This window comes from Intrasporangium calvum DSM 43043, assembly GCF_000184685.1.
Lineage (GTDB): Bacteria > Actinomycetota > Actinomycetes > Actinomycetales > Dermatophilaceae > Intrasporangium > Intrasporangium calvum.
On sequence record NC_014830.1, the window covers coordinates 183,982 to 198,963 of the forward strand.

At 73.1% G+C, this 14,982-nt stretch carries 14 protein-coding genes and 1 pseudogene; 10 read left to right on the plus strand and 5 right to left on the minus strand.

All coding sequences use genetic code 11. The features are described from left to right. The first annotated feature begins 26 nt into the window (after positions 1-26). Both INTCA_RS00850 and INTCA_RS00855 read left to right on the plus strand, forming a co-directional pair. Complete coding sequence (locus INTCA_RS00850; RefSeq protein WP_013491051.1) at positions 27-914, plus strand: DUF5926 family protein; 888 nt, start codon at positions 27-29, stop codon at positions 912-914. Positions 915-925: 11 nt separating this feature from the next. After that, entirely contained in the window at positions 926-1,678 is a 753-nt protein-coding gene (locus tag INTCA_RS00855) for a glycosyltransferase family 2 protein (protein WP_013491052.1), read from the plus strand. Between the two features lie 222 nt (positions 1,679-1,900). Here INTCA_RS00855 and INTCA_RS00860 read toward each other — a convergent pair whose 3' ends face one another. After that, on the minus strand, positions 1,901-4,093 hold the full coding sequence (locus INTCA_RS00860) for a hypothetical protein (RefSeq protein ID WP_013491053.1): 2,193 nt from the start codon (positions 4,091-4,093) through the stop codon (positions 1,901-1,903). Positions 4,094-4,205: 112 nt separating this feature from the next. On the opposite strand from INTCA_RS00860, the gene INTCA_RS00865 reads away from it, so the two are divergent. From INTCA_RS00865 to INTCA_RS00875, 3 genes are all read left to right on the plus strand, one after another. Further along, on the plus strand, positions 4,206-4,724 hold the full coding sequence (locus tag INTCA_RS00865; RefSeq protein ID WP_041308081.1) for a DUF4446 family protein: 519 nt from the start codon (positions 4,206-4,208) through the stop codon (positions 4,722-4,724). Beyond that, positions 4,721-5,665, plus strand: a complete 945-nt coding sequence (gene pheA / locus INTCA_RS00870; RefSeq protein WP_013491055.1) for a prephenate dehydratase — start codon at positions 4,721-4,723, stop codon at positions 5,663-5,665. Before INTCA_RS00865 ends, pheA begins: the two co-directional genes overlap by 4 nt. Before the next feature lie 331 nt (positions 5,666-5,996). Next, positions 5,997-6,386: a hypothetical protein gene (locus INTCA_RS00875; protein ID WP_013491056.1), complete on the plus strand. Its 390-nt coding sequence runs from the start codon at positions 5,997-5,999 to the stop codon at positions 6,384-6,386. A gap of 15 nt (positions 6,387-6,401) precedes the next feature. Here the strand turns inward: INTCA_RS00875 and INTCA_RS00880 are convergent, their stop codons facing one another. Next, positions 6,402-7,562: an amidohydrolase family protein gene (locus INTCA_RS00880; protein ID WP_013491057.1), complete on the minus strand. Its 1,161-nt coding sequence runs from the start codon at positions 7,560-7,562 to the stop codon at positions 6,402-6,404. A gap of 141 nt (positions 7,563-7,703) precedes the next feature. Between INTCA_RS00880 and efeU the strand changes: the two genes are divergently transcribed. The 3 genes and pseudogenes from efeU to INTCA_RS20175 all read left to right on the plus strand — a co-directional run. Further along, positions 7,704-8,585 (plus strand): iron uptake transporter permease EfeU, encoded by an 882-nt coding sequence (efeU, locus tag INTCA_RS00885; protein ID WP_013491058.1) that lies wholly within the window; start codon positions 7,704-7,706, stop codon positions 8,583-8,585. 109 nt (positions 8,586-8,694) lie between these two features. After that, positions 8,695-9,384: a cupredoxin domain-containing protein gene (locus INTCA_RS20170; RefSeq protein WP_244859920.1), complete on the plus strand. Its 690-nt coding sequence runs from the start codon at positions 8,695-8,697 to the stop codon at positions 9,382-9,384. Further along, positions 9,339-9,629, plus strand: a pseudogene (locus INTCA_RS20175) (Dyp-type peroxidase); the annotation flags it as partial. The gene INTCA_RS20170 and the pseudogene INTCA_RS20175, both read left to right, overlap by 46 nt. A gap of 115 nt (positions 9,630-9,744) precedes the next feature. On the opposite strand, the gene INTCA_RS00895 reads toward INTCA_RS20175, so the two are convergent. Beyond that, positions 9,745-10,857, minus strand: coding sequence for a diacylglycerol/lipid kinase family protein (locus tag INTCA_RS00895; RefSeq protein ID WP_013491059.1), 1,113 nt, complete (start codon positions 10,855-10,857; stop codon positions 9,745-9,747). 55 nt (positions 10,858-10,912) lie between these two features. Here INTCA_RS00895 and INTCA_RS00900 point away from each other — a divergent pair, with 55 nt between their 5' ends. Both INTCA_RS00900 and INTCA_RS00905 read left to right on the plus strand, forming a co-directional pair. Next, positions 10,913-11,470: a DinB family protein gene (locus INTCA_RS00900; RefSeq protein ID WP_013491060.1), complete on the plus strand. Its 558-nt coding sequence runs from the start codon at positions 10,913-10,915 to the stop codon at positions 11,468-11,470. Further along, on the plus strand, positions 11,467-12,525 hold the full coding sequence (locus INTCA_RS00905; RefSeq protein WP_013491061.1) for a Gfo/Idh/MocA family protein: 1,059 nt from the start codon (positions 11,467-11,469) through the stop codon (positions 12,523-12,525). The genes INTCA_RS00900 and INTCA_RS00905 overlap by 4 nt, the downstream gene beginning before the upstream one ends. 48 nt (positions 12,526-12,573) lie before the next feature. On the opposite strand, the gene INTCA_RS00910 is transcribed toward INTCA_RS00905, so the two are convergent. Both INTCA_RS00910 and zwf read right to left on the minus strand, forming a co-directional pair. Beyond that, positions 12,574-13,389, minus strand: coding sequence for a DinB family protein (locus INTCA_RS00910; RefSeq protein WP_013491062.1), 816 nt, complete (start codon positions 13,387-13,389; stop codon positions 12,574-12,576). A 73-nt stretch (positions 13,390-13,462) separates the two neighbouring features. Then, entirely contained in the window at positions 13,463-14,896 is a 1,434-nt protein-coding gene (zwf, locus tag INTCA_RS00915; protein ID WP_013491063.1) for a glucose-6-phosphate dehydrogenase, read from the minus strand. Between the last annotated feature and the right edge of the window lie 86 nt (positions 14,897-14,982).

The window sequence follows — 14,982 nt, forward strand, 5'->3', positions numbered from 1 at the left end:
CTGACCACCCACTAGGGTGACGTCCCATGGGTAAGGCTTCTCGACGTTCCCGGGCTGACCGCGCTGCCCGCACCTCCGGCCCCGTGCCGGCCCCCTTCGTGGCGCGGCCCTTCGAGGGCCTGCCGGGAGAGACCGACTGGGTGGCGATGCGCGAGATCGTGCCGGCGGCGACGGCGACCATCCGCTTCGCACCGGGCAGGGCTCCCGAGGGCGCCCCGGAGACGGTGACCATCGCGACCGTCCTGCCGCTGGCCTGGCCCGCGCTGCACCGGGACACCGGCGAGATCCTCGTCGGGATCCAGTCCGGCAACGCCAGCGGCGACACGAGCCGGGACATCGCCCAGGCGATCGAGCTGGCCGTCGCGGCCCAGCCGGGCAGCCCCGTGACCACCCTGCCGGTCTCCACGCTCGACACCGACCGCCTCCAGGACCTCCTCGACCTCGACGCACCCTTCGACATCGAGGTCCACGAGGGCTTCGAGTTCTGGGTGGGGGACAGCGAGCTCGACGTCGAGGGGCAGCAGTCCCTCGAGCGCGCGAACGAGTCGGCGATCCCCACGGTGAAGCTGGCAGCGGCTCCCTCCGCCTACTGGTGCCGTATCGGCGAGCGATGCTACGTCCGGTGGGTCCTGCCCCACGACGAGGAGACCTCGACGAGTGCCCTGGCCCGGCTGCACGCCGCCGGCACGTCGACGCTCGGCGACGGGGGCCGGTTGCTCGGCTGCTTCCGTTCCAGCGGGCTGCTCATCCCCGTGTGGGAGGTGGACCCGGAGGCGGAGCCCGAGTCCCACGAGGCGGGCGTCTCGGCGATGCACGGGCGGCTCGAGGGGGCCGTCACGTCGACGGCGCCGCTCACCGCCGCGGAGCGCGGCGCGCGGGCGGGTCTGATGAACCGCCAGGTCACGCTGCGCTGAGCGACCGGCCGATGCCGCACCCCACCGGTGTTGCCGTCCCGTTCGTCGTCGTCATCCCGGCCAAGGACGAGGCGACACGCATCGCTGCGACGATCCGGGGCGTCCGGCGCATCCCGGGGGTCGGCGAGATCGTCGTCGTCGACGACGGCTCGAGCGACTCGACGGCGCGGATCGCGGCCGGCGCCGGTGCCGAGGTGGTCCGGCTCACCCGGAACCACGGCAAGGCCGACGCCCTCATGAGCGGCCTCGGCCGCATGGCCGGACTGCAGCGGGTGGGTCGGGTCGACCCGGGCGCCGCCGTCCTCTTCGTCGATGCCGACCTGGCGGACTCCGCCACGGAGGTCGGGGCACTCGTCGGCCCGGTCCTCCGTGGCGAGGCTGATCTCACCATTGCGACCCTGCCCCCACAGCGCAGCGCCGGCGGGGGCCGCGGGCTCGTCGTCGGCCTGGCCCGACGCGGGATCGAGGAGCTCACCGGCTGGAGCCCGGTCCAGCCGCTCTCCGGCATGCGGTGCCTCTCGCCGGCCGCCCGCGCGGCGGCGACGCCGTTCGCCCGCGGGTGGGGCGTCGAGGTGGGCATGACGATCGACGTCCTGGAGGCCGGGCTCGTCGTCCGAGAGATCCCGTGCGACCTGCACCACCGCGTCACGGGCGCTGACTGGCGGGGCCAGCTGCACCGGGCGGCGCAGTACCGTGACGTGGCCCTGGCCCTGGCGGTGCGCCGCCTCCGACTTGGCTCTCACCGCCACTCCCACCGCCCCTGATCCGCCACCGTCCCTGACCCGCCACCGTCCCTGACCCGCCACCGCCACCGCCACCGCCTGCACCGCGCTCAACCGCAACACACCCGCTTACCGACCGCACCCCTCGGTTGCAGGTGGGGGTGGCAGACGGTAAGCGGGTGTGTTGCGCGGCTGGCCCGGTCGCCGGGTTCGGGGTCCTGAGTGCGGGGAGGGGGCGGCTGGCGCGTCCGGCGTGCGGTTCGGTCAGCGGTGGTGCCGGTCACGCCGGCGTCGGACCGGCTCGTTGGCGCGCTCGATCGCCATGAACGCGGCGACGGCCGCGACGACCAGCGGAACGGTGAGGACCATGGCCACCGGGGGGATCGCGGCCCCGGAGTCATTGGTGAGGAAGCCGATGGCCGACAGGACGAGGATGGCGACGAGCCCGTCGCGCAGCAGCGGGGCCTCCTCGACGAGCCGCGCGAAGGGGGCCGTGCCGAAGCGGCCCGGCTGGAGCACGAGCACGAGGACGAACGCGGCGACGGCGAGGACCACCGCCAGCAGAGCCGGGTGCGCGGTGGACAGCTCGACGTTGGCCAGCAGCTTGCGGGACACGACCGTGAACGCGTCCCCGTCGAGCAGCGTCTGGAAGAATCGGCCGGGGTGCGAGCGGTACTGCTCCGGTCGGCGCCAGTCGAGGTAGCAGACGAGCCCGACGACGAGCCCTGCGGCGAGACCGACGAGCGCCAGGCTCCGCACCGAGACGCGGATCCCCGCGACCCGCATCAGGAGCAGACCCAGCGCCGGCACCAGGGCGATCGGGCCGCCGAAGTCAGCACCCCAGGCCGGCAACACGTCGACGGCCAGCGCGGCACCTCCGAGGACGAGGACGACGACGACGGCGAGCCGAGGGGCGTTGCGCCGCCTCAGGGCGTGCGCCATCGCCGCGCAGAGGAGGATCACGGCGGAACCGTAGAGGGCGAAGGCGACGTTGCCCATCCCGTAGAAGCGGCCGCCGACCAGGGGCTGCAGTCCGAAGATCGAGGACATCTGCAGGCGGGAGCCGGTCATCAGGTCGAGCCCGATGACGCTCGCGGTCACGGCCGACAGGACGGCGAGCGGGCCGAGGGCCGAGGAGCCCCAGGGTCCGTTGAGGCAGACCACGGCGATGAGTCCGCTGATGAGCAGGACGAGGGCGCTGAGCAGCGCGACGAGCACCGAGGACGGCGGCGACCACCGCCACCAGGGCACGAGGTTGGCGAGGAAGGTGGCGGCGGGCATTCCGGCCGCGACGAGCCCGACGAGCCGGGTGAGGCGCAGGATCCGCTGACGGGACAGGCGCGTGTGCCAGGGACGAGCGCGCTGCCAGAGGATCCACAGCACGAGCAGGGCGAGCAGGGCGCTGGCCAGCCACACGACGAGGAAGGGCACGACGATGCGGTGCATCGCGTCGGCCTTGGTGTCGATGTCGGTGAGCCGGGTCAGCTTCTTGGCGGCCGTCGACTCGCTGTTGTTCGGCGACGGGCTGGCCGACAGGGCCCGCCCGCCGATCGGCTCGACGGCCCGGACGCCGCCGCGCTGGAGGATCGTCGCGGTGACGTCGGAGATCTGCGCGATCCCCTCCATCCGGGTCGACGCGGACGCGAGGATGCCGGGTGCGTAGTGCGGGCCGGTTGCCGTGAGGATCCGCAGCCGCTCCTGCTGGTCGCGGTCGGCGAGCCCGGCGACGATGAGGTCCGCGCCGGTCGGCATGGCGTCCCGCACCCGGGCGATGCGCTGCTCGATCGCCGTGGTCTGCTCGACGTGCGTGGCCGGGTCGGGGTCCGTCGTCAGGATCCCCCCGGCGTCGACCAGGGTGATCGGGCACTGCGCCAGCTCCGACACCAGAGTTCCCTCGTCGAAGGGGGTGTACCGCTGCACCGTCCCGTCGGAGCGGGCCGCGGCGATGGCCGCCCCGGGCCCGATCGCGCCGACGCAGGAGGTGTGGTCGGCGAAGCTGTCGCCGAGCAGGCCGAGCCGGGCCTCGAACGCCGCCTCCCGGGACGCGGCCGCGATCTGCGCGAAACCCGCGACGGAGTAGCCGCGCTGCTCGTCCCCGACGACCTCGGGCAGGGGCGTGCACTCCGGGCGGTCGCCCTCCGCCCGGGGACCGGCGGCCTCACCTGCGGAGAGGGTCGCCCAGCCGTCCGTGGGGCAGGTCGTCAGGTGCAAGGTCTTGACTGACACCGAGGCGGCCGCCCCGTCCCGCAGGAGACCCCACAGGACTGGTGTCCGGTCGGGGGAGACGTCGTCCCAGGAGATACCGCCGACACCGACGACGACGAGCGACTCCCCCGGCTCCGGGTCGGCGGTGCGGGGCACGGGAACCGAGTCCCGCGTCGCATAGGACCACCCGAGGGCTGCGACCAGCAGGACCAGCACGGCGAAGAGCGCCTTGACGGGATGCCTGCGGATCACGGGGGACAGACTACAAAGCCGCCCCTCGGCCGATCCGGACGCTCCCTTGGGCGGCGGCCACAGCCTGGAACGGGAGCGAGCGTCGCCCGCGGCGGGACTACCCTTGCGGATCGTGGAGGAACCGACCCTTGCGGTCGTGGCCATCGGAGCCGCGGTCGTCGCCGTGCTCGCGCTCGCCCTCGCGGTGGGCGCGCAGCTGCGGCTGGCCCGGATCCGGCGTGACTTCCGGGCCCTCGCCGGGGACGGGTCGACCGACATCGCTCGCGTCGCGGCCGGCCAGAACCACCGCATCGACCGGATCGCGACGGAGGTGAGCCGGCTTCGCGAGCAGGTTCGCACCGCCGAGGACGACGTGCGCCAGAGCCTTCGCCACGTCGCGGTGGTCCGCTACGACGCCTTCGGGGACATGGGCGGCCGCCTCTCCTTCTCCGCGGCGATCGTCGACGACCTCGGCGACGGGATCGTCATCTCGTCGATCCACGCGCGCAGCGAGTCACGCACGTACGCGAAGGGCGTCGTCGGCGGCCGGTCGAGCATCACCCTGAGCCCGGAGGAGCAGCAGGCGCTCGCCGCTGCGACCAGGGGCGAGCCGCGTTCCGTCCATCCCTCGAGCCAGAAGGACGTCCCATGACGCCACGGACCCTGTCCGACCTGCATCGCTTCGGCTACCTGGGGCCGCGGGGCACCTTCACGCAGATGGCGCTCGACGCCTGGGACGGCGCCCGGCACGAGGAGCAGGTCCCCTTCGGCAGCGTCGACGCGGCGCTCGATGCGCTTCGGTCGGCCGAGATCGACGCGGCCATGGTGCCCATCGAGAACTCCGTCGAGGGCGGTGTGTCCGCGACGCTCGACGCCCTCGCCACGGGTGACCCGCTGGTCGTCATCGGCGAGGTGCTCGTGCCCGTGACCTTCGTCCTCTGTGCTCGAGCCGGTATGCCGCTGGGCTCGGTCCGCAGCGTCGGCACCCACCCGCACGCGTGGGCTCAAGTGCGCAGCTGGATGGCGAGCCACCTCCCCGACGCGGTCTACGTCCCGACCCTGTCCACGGCGGCGAGCGCCGCCGCCCTCGGCCGGCCGGGCGACGTGATGTTCGACGCGGGAGTGTGCGCGCCCGTCGCGGCGGCGAACGAGGGCCTCGAGATCCTCGCCGGGGACATCGGTGACAACCGGGCCGCGGTGACCCGCTTCGTCCTGGTGTCGCGTCCCGGGACCTTGCCGGAGCCCACGGGAGCGGACAAGACGACCGTCGTGCTCTTCCAGCGCGACGACCACGCCGGAGGGCTGCTCGAGCTGCTCGAGCAGTTCGCCGTTCGGGGCGTCAACATGACGAGGCTCGAGTCCCGTCCGACGGGGGAGGCGATGGGCAGCTACTGCTTCTCGATCGACTTCGAGGGTCACGTCCAGGACGCCCGGGTGGGTGAGACGCTGATGGGTCTGCGGCGGGTCTGCGCGGACGTGCGGTTCCTCGGCTCCTACCCCCGGGCCGACGGGGTCCGGGCGGATGCTCGCCTCGGCACGGCGGACCACGACTTCGACGCGGCGCGGCTCTGGCTGGAGCAGCTGCGCAGCTGAGCGGGATCGGCGAACCGGCGCCGGACGTGCCGAGGGGCGCCGGGTGTGTGACCACCCGGCGCCTCCTCTGTCCCCTGTCTCTCCCCAGGGTCCACCGGCCCCCTGAGCCGGTGGGATCCTGCGAGACATCGGGCCCCGTTGCCCCCCAGCAACGCCCCCGGGCGCCCGATGTCTCCTTGCCCCCACCGGACCAGAGACGATGGCCGGGTCCCTGATACGTCCCGGGCGAGAAAGTTTCCCGGGGCGGCCTGACGTATCACCCGCGGACGGAGCCGGCTCTGCACGTCGAGGCCCTGGGAGGGCCAGTGGGCCCGACGACGGGGGGAGTGCGATGACGGACTACGTGCCGGGGCGGCTGCTCGTCGCCGGCTTCCCGCGCACCGATGACGCGCCGTGGCTCGTCGAGCTCCGGCTGGCGCTCGCCGAGGTGGGCCTCACCTTCCGCCTCACGGCGGCGAGCCGACGGCGGACCCGCCGGCTGCGGTCCACGGGCGGGCGGGCTCTCGAGCTGCTCGACGCCATGTGGGTCTCCACGGTGGTGCTGGAGCCGCTCGTCGGGCCTGGTGTCGAGAGGCCCGAGATCCCTCAGGCCTGGTGGGTGATCGAGCGACTGCGGAGCCGTCGGCCGACCCTGGCCGACCGGCTGTCGCTCGTCGAGACCCGCCGCCCGGCCACCATGGGGACGGAGCCGCTCGGCCTCGTCATCGGCGTGCCCGCCTAGCTTCTGCGGGGGCGGTCACGCGACCCGCACCCCGCCTCTCAGCACCCGGGCGGGCCGAACGAGGGCCGCGGGATCCTCGTCGACGAGGCCGGTCACGACGAGGACGTCGGCGGTGCCGCCGGCGCGGAGCCGGCCGGCGCGGCGCCCCAGCCCGATGGCCTCGGCGGCCCGCGAGGTGCACATGGCGAGCGCTTCGGTGACCGGGATCCCGACCAGCTCGACCCCTTGGACGACGGCGAGGGGCAGCACGTCGTGCGGCTTGCCCGGGCCGATCCCGGCGTCCGTCCCGAGGATGCAGCGCACTCCCGCCTCACGGAGGCCGCGGATGTGGGCCAGGAGGGCCGGCATCCGGGCGGCGACCGCTGGCAGGGGCGTCGTGCCAGGGGGGGTGCCTGCGGTCAGGGACACGGCGACGCCGGACTCGGCAAGGCGTTGGATCAGCGCGGGGTCCTCGGCGATCCCGTCCTCCGTGAAGAAGCTGCAGTGCTCGATGGTGTCGACCCCGGCCGCCGTCGCATCGGAGACGCCGCCGGTGCCGTGCGCATGGGCGGCGACCGGGAGCCCGGCGGCGTGGGCCGCGTCGACGACCGCCTTCAGCTCGGGCAGCCGGAACTGCGACTCGTGTGGCGCGGAGCCCGGCGTGATGTTGCCTCCGGTCGCCATCACCTTGATGACGTCGACACCGGCCTCGTCGAGGCGGGCGACCGCCTTGACGAGCTCGTCGGCGTCGGTGCAGGCGCCGCCGAGGAACCAGCAGTGACCGCCGGGGGTCGTCAGGGCAGGGCCGGCGACCAGCAGCGTCGGGCCGGCGAGAGGGCTGCGGGCGGTCTCGTCGCGCAGCTGCAGAGCCACCCGACCGCGGCTGCCCAGGTCGCGGATCGTCGTGATCCCCGCGGAGAGGGCCCGGCGGGCGTTGGTGCGGCCCTGCTCGAGGAGCGCCGAGTCGTCGTGCTCGGCGTGCCACGCGAGTGGGTCGGCGGCGTCCCACGTCAGGTGCTGGTGGGCGTCGACGAGGCCGGGGAGGACGGTGACGGCGCCGAGGTCCTCGACCACGACCTCGCTCGCGTACTCCGTCGGCTCCTGCACCGCGACGACGTTGGGGCCGTCGAGGACGACGTCCGTCCGGCCCAGGAACCCGTCACCGTCGAAGACCTGGTCGGCCCGGATCACGTGCATGCCCTGTCCCTCCCGTGCTCCCGCCCCGGGGGTGGCGCGGCTGCTGCTCCCAGTGTCCGGCACCCGGTGGGCGGGCGCCGGGGCTTTCGGCGAAGGAGGCTCCCAGCATTCTCCCAGCGAGGTTAGGTTAGCCTTTCCTACATGCTTGTGAGCAATGCCCTCATCGGTCTTCGCGAAGGCCTCGAAGCCGCCCTCGTCGTCGTCATCCTCGTCGCCTTCCTCGTCAAGACCGGCCGCCACTGGGCGCTGCGGTGGGTGTGGCTCGGAGTCGGGACCGCCGTCGCGCTGTCCGTCGTCCTCGGCGCGGTCCTCACCTACGGCACGAGCCGGCTCTCCTTCGAGCAGCAGGAGCTGATCGGCGGCTTCGCGTCCATCATCGCCGTCGTCTTCGTCACGGGGATGGTCTTCTGGATGCGCTCTGCGGCGCGCACCATCTCGGGCGAGCTGCGGGGCCGCCTGGATCGGGCTCTCGACCTCGGACCGCTCGCGGTGGCCCTCGTCGGCTTCCTCGGGGTCGGCCGCGAGGGGCTCGAGACGGCGATCTTCTTCTACGCGACGACGCAGGCGGCCGGCGCAGGCAACTCGCAGCCGCTCATCGGCTGGGTCCTCGGCCTCACGGGAGCGGTCGCCCTCGGGGGTCTGATCTACCGTGGCGCCGTCCGGATCAACCTCACCGCCTTCTTCCGCTGGACGGGGAGCCTGCTCGTCGTCGTCGCGGCCGGCATCCTCGCCTACGGGCTGCACGACCTCCAGGAAGCCGGTCTCCTCCCGGGCCTGGGCGCCGTCGCGTTCGACATCAGCTCCGTCATCGCCCACGACGGCTGGATCGGCAACCTGCTCCGCGGCATCTTCAACTTCACGCCGCAGCCGACCGTGGTCCAGGCGGTGGCCTGGTCGCTCTACGTCGCGGTCATCCTCACCCTCTTCCTCCGTCCCCAGCGCACCTCTCAGCCGAGCGAGCCTGCGCCGAGTGCTCCTGCCGACCTGGCCGCGCGCCCCAGCGAGCCGGCCCCGGCGAACTGAGCCCAGCGGCATCCGGCCGCTGCCCACCCGACCGCGCTGACCCGCGCTGACCCGCGCTGACCCGCGCTGCAACTCACAAGGAGCCATGCCCCGCACCCTCCACTCCGCCATGTCCATCGCCCTGGGGGTGGTCGCGTTGACCGCCTGCAGCGCCGCTGAGGCGTCCGACTCGCCAGCCGACCCACGGGCGATCACGGTGACCGCGAGCGACACCCGCTCCGACCTGAGCGCGACCACCGCTCCCGCCGGGACCATCACCTTCGGCATCGTCAACACCGGCACCAGGGTGACCGAGTTCTCCGTCTACGCCGACGGGGACCGGATCGTCTCCGAGGTCGAGAACCTCACACCCGGCCTCAAGCGCGAGCTCCAGGTCGAGCTGACCGAGCAGGGCACCTTCACGACCGCGTGCAAGCCGGGCATGCTCGGCGACGGCCTCCGCAGCGAGCTGACGCTCACGGGAACGGCGGCCAAGAGGAGCGCCGACGCGAAGGTCGCCCGGGCCATCGCCAAGGAGCTCTACCCGACGGCCCGCCTCCCGTGGGAGACCATCGAGCCCGTCGAGAGCTTCGGGGACCTCGACCCGCGGATCGACGGGCGCGAGGACGTCATCGAGGACGGCAGGGAGTTCACCGGCTACCACCGCCTGGAGAAGGACCTCTGGGTCGATGGGCTGCAGGCCGAGGCCACCGACGGTGCCGGGCGCGCCCCCGAGGCGGCACCGGGCGGCCTCGTCGGCGGTGGGCCCCAACGCCCGAGGACACCGGCGAGGCGTACGGGCTGCCGGCCTCCGGACTGACCCTCACCATCGGCTTCGGCCCGTCCCTCTTCGATGACCGCTTCGACCTGGCGGCCCGCAGACCAGCCGCGCTCGAGGAGCTGGCCGGCGTTCCGCGGCGACCAGCTCGACCCCGCCCGTTCAGGCGGTGACCTGTGCATCCAGGCGTGCGCCAACGACCCCCAGGTCGCCGTCCACGCGGTCGCAACCTCATCCGGCTCGGCTTCGGCGTGTCCGTCCGCTGGTCGCAGCTGGGGTTCGGCCGCATCCGGATCCTGCGTCGGGGCTACAACTTCACCGACGGCAGCCCCCGGCACGCAACCCGGCCGGTGGTGGGGCGAGGTCCTGCTCACCTGACCTCTGGCCGTGCTCGTCGGTCCGTCAGGTGATGGGGACGCGGACGGTCAGGGCCGCGGGGCGGACGGTCGCGTTGATCTCGGTGGCCTCGCCGACGACGTCGCCGTCGACCTGCACGGGCAGGGGATGGTCGACGCGCACCCTGATCTCGCGACAGACCTTGTGGTCGAGCGTGGAGTGACCCTTGCGCTGTCGGGTGAGGACACGAGCGATGACCGGGGCCCACCCGACGAAGCCGCGGGGCGAGGCGATGACGACGTCGAGCTGCTGGTCGTCGACGCGGGCGTCGGGCATGAGGACCAGGCCGCCGAGCAGCCGACCACAGTTGCCGATGACGACGGCGCGGGCCCGACGCTTGAACTCCGGCTCCGCGTCGAGCCGGACCTGGGTGCGGAACTCCGGGGACACGAGGTGCTTGAAGCCGGTCAGCAGGTAGGCCGCCCAGCCGACGCGCTGCTTGAGGGCCTCGTTGGTGCCGCCCATGATGAGGGCGTCGAGACCCATGCCGGCCATGACGAGGAACTGTTGGGTGACCAGCTCGCCACCGCCGACCGGCTGCCCGTGCGCGTCCATCTCTCCGATGACGACCTCGCCGACGTCGATGCGGCGGTTCCGCCCCGTGAGTGCGACCCGGACGGCCTCGTCGAGAGCGAGCACCGGCAGGTCGAGATTGCGCGCGAGCAGGTTGCCGGTCCCCGCCGGGAGGATGCCGAGGGGCGTCTCCGTGCCGATGAGGCCGCTCGCGACGGCGCGCACCGTGCCGTCGCCGCCGAGGCTGCAGACGACGCTCGCCCCCTCGGCCACGGCCCGCTCGGCCTGGCCGGTGCCAGGGTCGGCCACGGTCGTCTCGTAGAAGAGGGGGTCACCCCAGCCGCAGGCGTGCGAGGTCGAGGTGATCCGCTCGTGGATCATCGGCAGGTCGGCGAACTTCGTCGGGTTGACGACGACGGCCGCCCGCTTGAGGGCGGTGCTGCGCTGGCCCGAGCGGAACTGGTCGCGACTGGGACGACCCCGCCCGCGCCGGCGCCGCAGGGCGGTCGTCGAGCGAGCAGCGGTCCGCGTGCCCAGGACGACCCCGACCCCGAGTGCCAGCGCCACGATGCCGGCGATGATCCACGGCAGGTAGTCGTTGGGCACCCGAAGAATCTACCGGAGCGTAGGGAGCGCCCTTGCCGCGTCCTACGCTGTGGGCATGAGCGACGCGCGCGTGCAGCCCAGCGACCCGGGTCCCGCGGCCCCCGACACGGCGGACTGGACCTGGGTCCTGACTCGGCCCTGCCTCGACTGCGGCTTCGATCCCGCCGATGTGCGCCCCGACGGCGTCTCCGAGATCCTGCTCGACGCGAGGCGCCGTTTCACGCGGGTGCTCGAGCGGGACGACGTGGCACTCCGCCCGGCGGAGGGCGTGTGGTCCCCGCTCGAGTACAGCGCCCATGTCCGCGACGTCTGCGATGTGATGCGGGGCCGGCTCGAGCAGATCCTCGCCGCCGGCGGTGCGACGGTGCAGTTCGCCAACTGGGACCAGGACGCCGCCGCCGTGGAGAAGTCCTACTGGCGGTCCGACCCGACGGTTCTGCGGCGCGAGCTCGACGCCGCCTTCGACGCTGCCGCCGCGGCCTTCGCGCGACCGACGCCGGGGCAGTGGTCCTGGCCGGGTCTGCGGAGCAACGGCTCGCCCTTCACCGTTGATACGCTCGGTCGCTACTTCGTGCACGACGTGCTCCACCACCTCTGGGACGTGCGGGGATGAGCCCCGTCGCAGTCGGCGGGAACGCCCACGCTCTTCCCGAGGCCCGCGTCCCGGACCCGCGTGAGGCGCCGCCGATCCGCTGGGGGATCCTCGCCCCCGGAGGCATCGCCAACGAGTTCGCCGCCGCCGTCACGGCCGGCACCGCGTCCACCGTCGTCGCGGTGGGGTCGCGGAGCGAGCAGCGAGCCCGCGACTTCGCGGACCGGCACCACATCCCCCGGGCCTTCGGCTCCTATGAGGCACTCGTCGCCGACGAAGCGGTCGACGCCGTCTATGTCGCCTCGCCCCACTCCGAGCACCACGACCACGCGCTGCTCGCGCTCGAAGCCGGCAAGCCGGTCCTCGTCGAGAAGGCCTTCACCCGCAACGTCACCGAGGCTCGCGCCGTGATCCGCGCCGGCGCGGACCGCGGGCTGCTCGTGGCGGAGGCGATGTGGGCGCGCTACCTGCCGCACTACGACGTGGTCCGACAGGTCCTCGACGGAGGCGTCCTCGGGGACCTCGTCCTCCTCCGCGCCGACCACTCACAGCTGCTCCACCCGAACGGGCCGGAACGGCTGGCCCGCCCCGAGCTGGCGGGTGGGGCGCTCCTCGACCTCGGGGTCTACCCGGTGTCCTTCGCCGACCACCTGCTCGGCCCGCCGGCCTCCGTGGCGGCCCGCGGCTCCCTCACGGAGTGCGGCGTCGACGCGACGGTCGGCATCGTCCTCGCCTACGTCTCAGGAGCGGTCGCCGTACTGACCTGCTCGATGCTGGCGCGGACGCCGTGCGCAGCGGAGATCATCGGCACCGAGGCCCGGCTCGAGCTCGACGGCCCGTTCTACGCGCCCACCGCGGTTCGGCTGCTCAGCCCGGCCGGGGAGGTCCTCGCCGAACGCCCCGGCACCCTGCCCGGCCCGCTCCGTGGGTTCAGCTACCAGGCAGCCGAGTTCGCGCGCTGCCTGTCCGCCGGCTCCCGCGAGTGTCCCGCCATGCCGCACGCGGCGACGCTCCGGGTCATGTCGACGATGGACGAGATCCGCGCACAGGTCGGGGTGCGCTACCCGGGGGAGTGACGACGGCACCGCCCTGCGACGGGGGCGCGCACCGAGGTCGAGTGTGCACTACGTGCCACTGTCACCGGCCTCCAGGACGGAGAGGTCCCGCTCGGCGAAGAGCCGGTGGTGGTACTCCTCGTTGAGGACGGTGAGCAGGCACTCCCGCACCGGGTAGCTGCGCGGCTCCGGCCAGCCAGGGCCGTCGACCGGTGTCGTCTGCGCCGCCAACGACTCGTCGGTGAGCCCCTCGAGGAGGCGACCCACCCGGGCCATCCCGTCGTGTCGCAGCGCGAGCGCCTCGTCGAGCGACGGCCGGGCCGCACGGTCCCGGGGCACGCCCGGGGTGTCCGGCATCTCGTCCCACGGCAGCTCGAGCGGGTGCCAGGGTGACGGGTCGCCCTGGATGGCGCGGCTGACCCACGAGTCCGTGGCGAACGCCAGGTGGCGGAGCGTCTCGATGAAGGACCACTCGCCGTCGACCGACTGGTAGAGCGCCTCGGCCGGCAGCAGGCGAGCCCGCTCCACCGTCCCGGCCCAGCGCCGTTCGTTGATCGCCCACGCCTCCCGGAACCCCGCGGGGTCGGTCGGGCGCAGCAGCGTCGGCCGCTCGGGGTCCCGGCGGTCTAGCTCGGCCTCGACGAGGGGGACGACGTCGACGCCGTTCACCGTCAGGCTGAGGATCTCACCCGAGACGTCGGCCTCCCGGACGAGCACACCCCGCAGCTGCGCGCCGGAGAAGTCGACGTCCCGGAAGGCCGCGCCGGTCAGGTCGACGGTCTGGAACCGGGCTCCGGTCAGGTCGACACGGCGCAGCTGGGCCCCGACCAACCGCACGTGCTCGAACTCCGAACCGGACAGGTCAGCATCGTGGAACCGCTCCATCTGACGACGGTAGCCCTCCCGCCGCGCCGGTGTGTGGGAGCGAGCCCAGCGGCATACGGGATGGGGGTGCGCCTCAGGCGCCCATGAGGTTCGGGTCGCGCCAGGGCCGCTCGAAGGGCAGCCGCCACGCGAACGGGGCGACCAGCTGGTGGATCTGGTTCGGCCCCCACGTCCCCTGTTGGTAGGGGCGCACCGGAGGCGGGTTGTCGAGGAGCGGCTGGCTGATCTCCCACAGCCGCTCGATCCCCTCGGCCCGCGTGAAGAGCGTCGCGTCCCCACGGGCCGCGTCGTAGATGAGCCGCTCGTACGCCTCGAGCGCCGCACCCGCCCAGTCGGTGTCCTGCATCGAGAACTGCATCGACAGCTTGTCGAGCGCCATCCCGGGGCCGGGCCGCTTGCCGTAGAACGACAACGACATGCGCGCGCGGTCCGCGAGGTCGAAGGTCAGGTGGTCGGGCCCGTCGTCGCCGACGCCCGAGCTCGGCGGGAACATCGTCCGCGGTGGCTCCTTGAAGGCGATCGAGATGATCCGGGCGCCCTCGGACATCCGCTTGCCCGTGCGGAGGAAGAACGGGACCCCCGCCCAGCGCCAGTTGTCCACAAAGCACTTCAGCGCGACGAACGTCTCCGTCTCGGAGTCCGGGGCGACGCCCTCCTCGTCGCGGTAGCCGACGTACTGCCCCCGCACGACGTCGTGCGGGTCGATCGTGAGCATCGACCGGAAGACCTTGCTCTTCTCCTCGGTGATCGCCGAGGGCTCGAGCGAGGTCGGCGGCTCCATCGCGGTGAAGGCGAGCACCTGGAACAGGTGCGTGACGACCATGTCGCGGTAGGCGCCGGTCGCCTCGTAGAAGTCCGCGCGCTGCTCCAGCCCGAGGGTCTCCGGCACGTCGATCTGGATGTGGTCGATGTGGTTGCGGTGCCAGATCGGCTCGAACAGCCCGTTCGCGAACCGGAACGCGAGGATGTTCTGCGCCGGCTCCTTGCCGAGGAAGTGGTCGATCCGGAAGATCTGCTCCTCGGCGAACACCTCGTGGAGCTCGGCGTTGAGCTTCCTGGCGCTCGCGAGGTCGGTGCCGAACGGCTTCTCCATGATGATCCGGCTGCGCTCCACGAGCCCGGCCGCCGCGATCTGGCGCACCACGGCCAAGGCTGCGGCCGGTGGCACGGACAGGTAGTGGAGGCGTCGCGCGCCCGACCCGAGGATCTCCTCCGAGTCGAGGACGGCCTGCCGGAGCGCGGCCGGACCCCCGGAGCCGGGGACCCAGTGGATCCGGTCGGCGAACTCGCGCAGGTCCTCGTCCGTCACGTCCCGACTCGAGTGCGTGCGCACCGAGTCGACGACGAGGTCGAGGAACTCGTCGCGGGTCAGGTCCTCGAGACTGGTCGCCACGATGCGCAGGCCCTCGAGCAGCTGCGACTCGTGCAGGTGCAGCATCCCGGGCAGGAGCTTGCGCTTGGCCAGGTCTCCGGTGGCGCCGAACAGGACAACGGTGGTCGCGGGCATGCGCCCAGCCTCCCCTACCCGTGCTGCCCGCGCACCCGTTGGGAACTCACGAGAACGTCACGCCGCAAGCGGCCACGGTGCGCCGC

What these genes read in the sequence shown, in the direction of transcription:
- INTCA_RS00905 (WP_013491061.1), top strand. Translation starts at nt 11,467, where the DNA reads ATGAGCCCCGTCGCAGTCGGCGGGAACGCCCACGCTCTTCCCGAGGCC.
- INTCA_RS00880 (WP_013491057.1), bottom strand. Translation starts at nt 7,562, where the DNA reads ATGCACGTGATCCGGGCCGACCAGGTCTTCGACGGTGACGGGTTCCTG.
- zwf (WP_013491063.1), bottom strand. Translation starts at nt 14,896, where the DNA reads ATGCCCGCGACCACCGTTGTCCTGTTCGGCGCCACCGGAGACCTGGCC.
- INTCA_RS00900 (WP_013491060.1), top strand. Translation starts at nt 10,913, where the DNA reads ATGAGCGACGCGCGCGTGCAGCCCAGCGACCCGGGTCCCGCGGCCCCC.
- INTCA_RS00855 (WP_013491052.1), top strand. Translation starts at nt 926, where the DNA reads ATGCCGCACCCCACCGGTGTTGCCGTCCCGTTCGTCGTCGTCATCCCG.
- INTCA_RS00910 (WP_013491062.1), bottom strand. Translation starts at nt 13,389, where the DNA reads ATGGAGCGGTTCCACGATGCTGACCTGTCCGGTTCGGAGTTCGAGCAC.
- efeU (WP_013491058.1), top strand. Translation starts at nt 7,704, where the DNA reads ATGCTTGTGAGCAATGCCCTCATCGGTCTTCGCGAAGGCCTCGAAGCC.
- INTCA_RS00850 (WP_013491051.1), top strand. Translation starts at nt 27, where the DNA reads ATGGGTAAGGCTTCTCGACGTTCCCGGGCTGACCGCGCTGCCCGCACC.
- INTCA_RS00875 (WP_013491056.1), top strand. Translation starts at nt 5,997, where the DNA reads ATGACGGACTACGTGCCGGGGCGGCTGCTCGTCGCCGGCTTCCCGCGC.
- INTCA_RS20170 (WP_244859920.1), top strand. Translation starts at nt 8,695, where the DNA reads ATGTCCATCGCCCTGGGGGTGGTCGCGTTGACCGCCTGCAGCGCCGCT.
- pheA (WP_013491055.1), top strand. Translation starts at nt 4,721, where the DNA reads ATGACGCCACGGACCCTGTCCGACCTGCATCGCTTCGGCTACCTGGGG.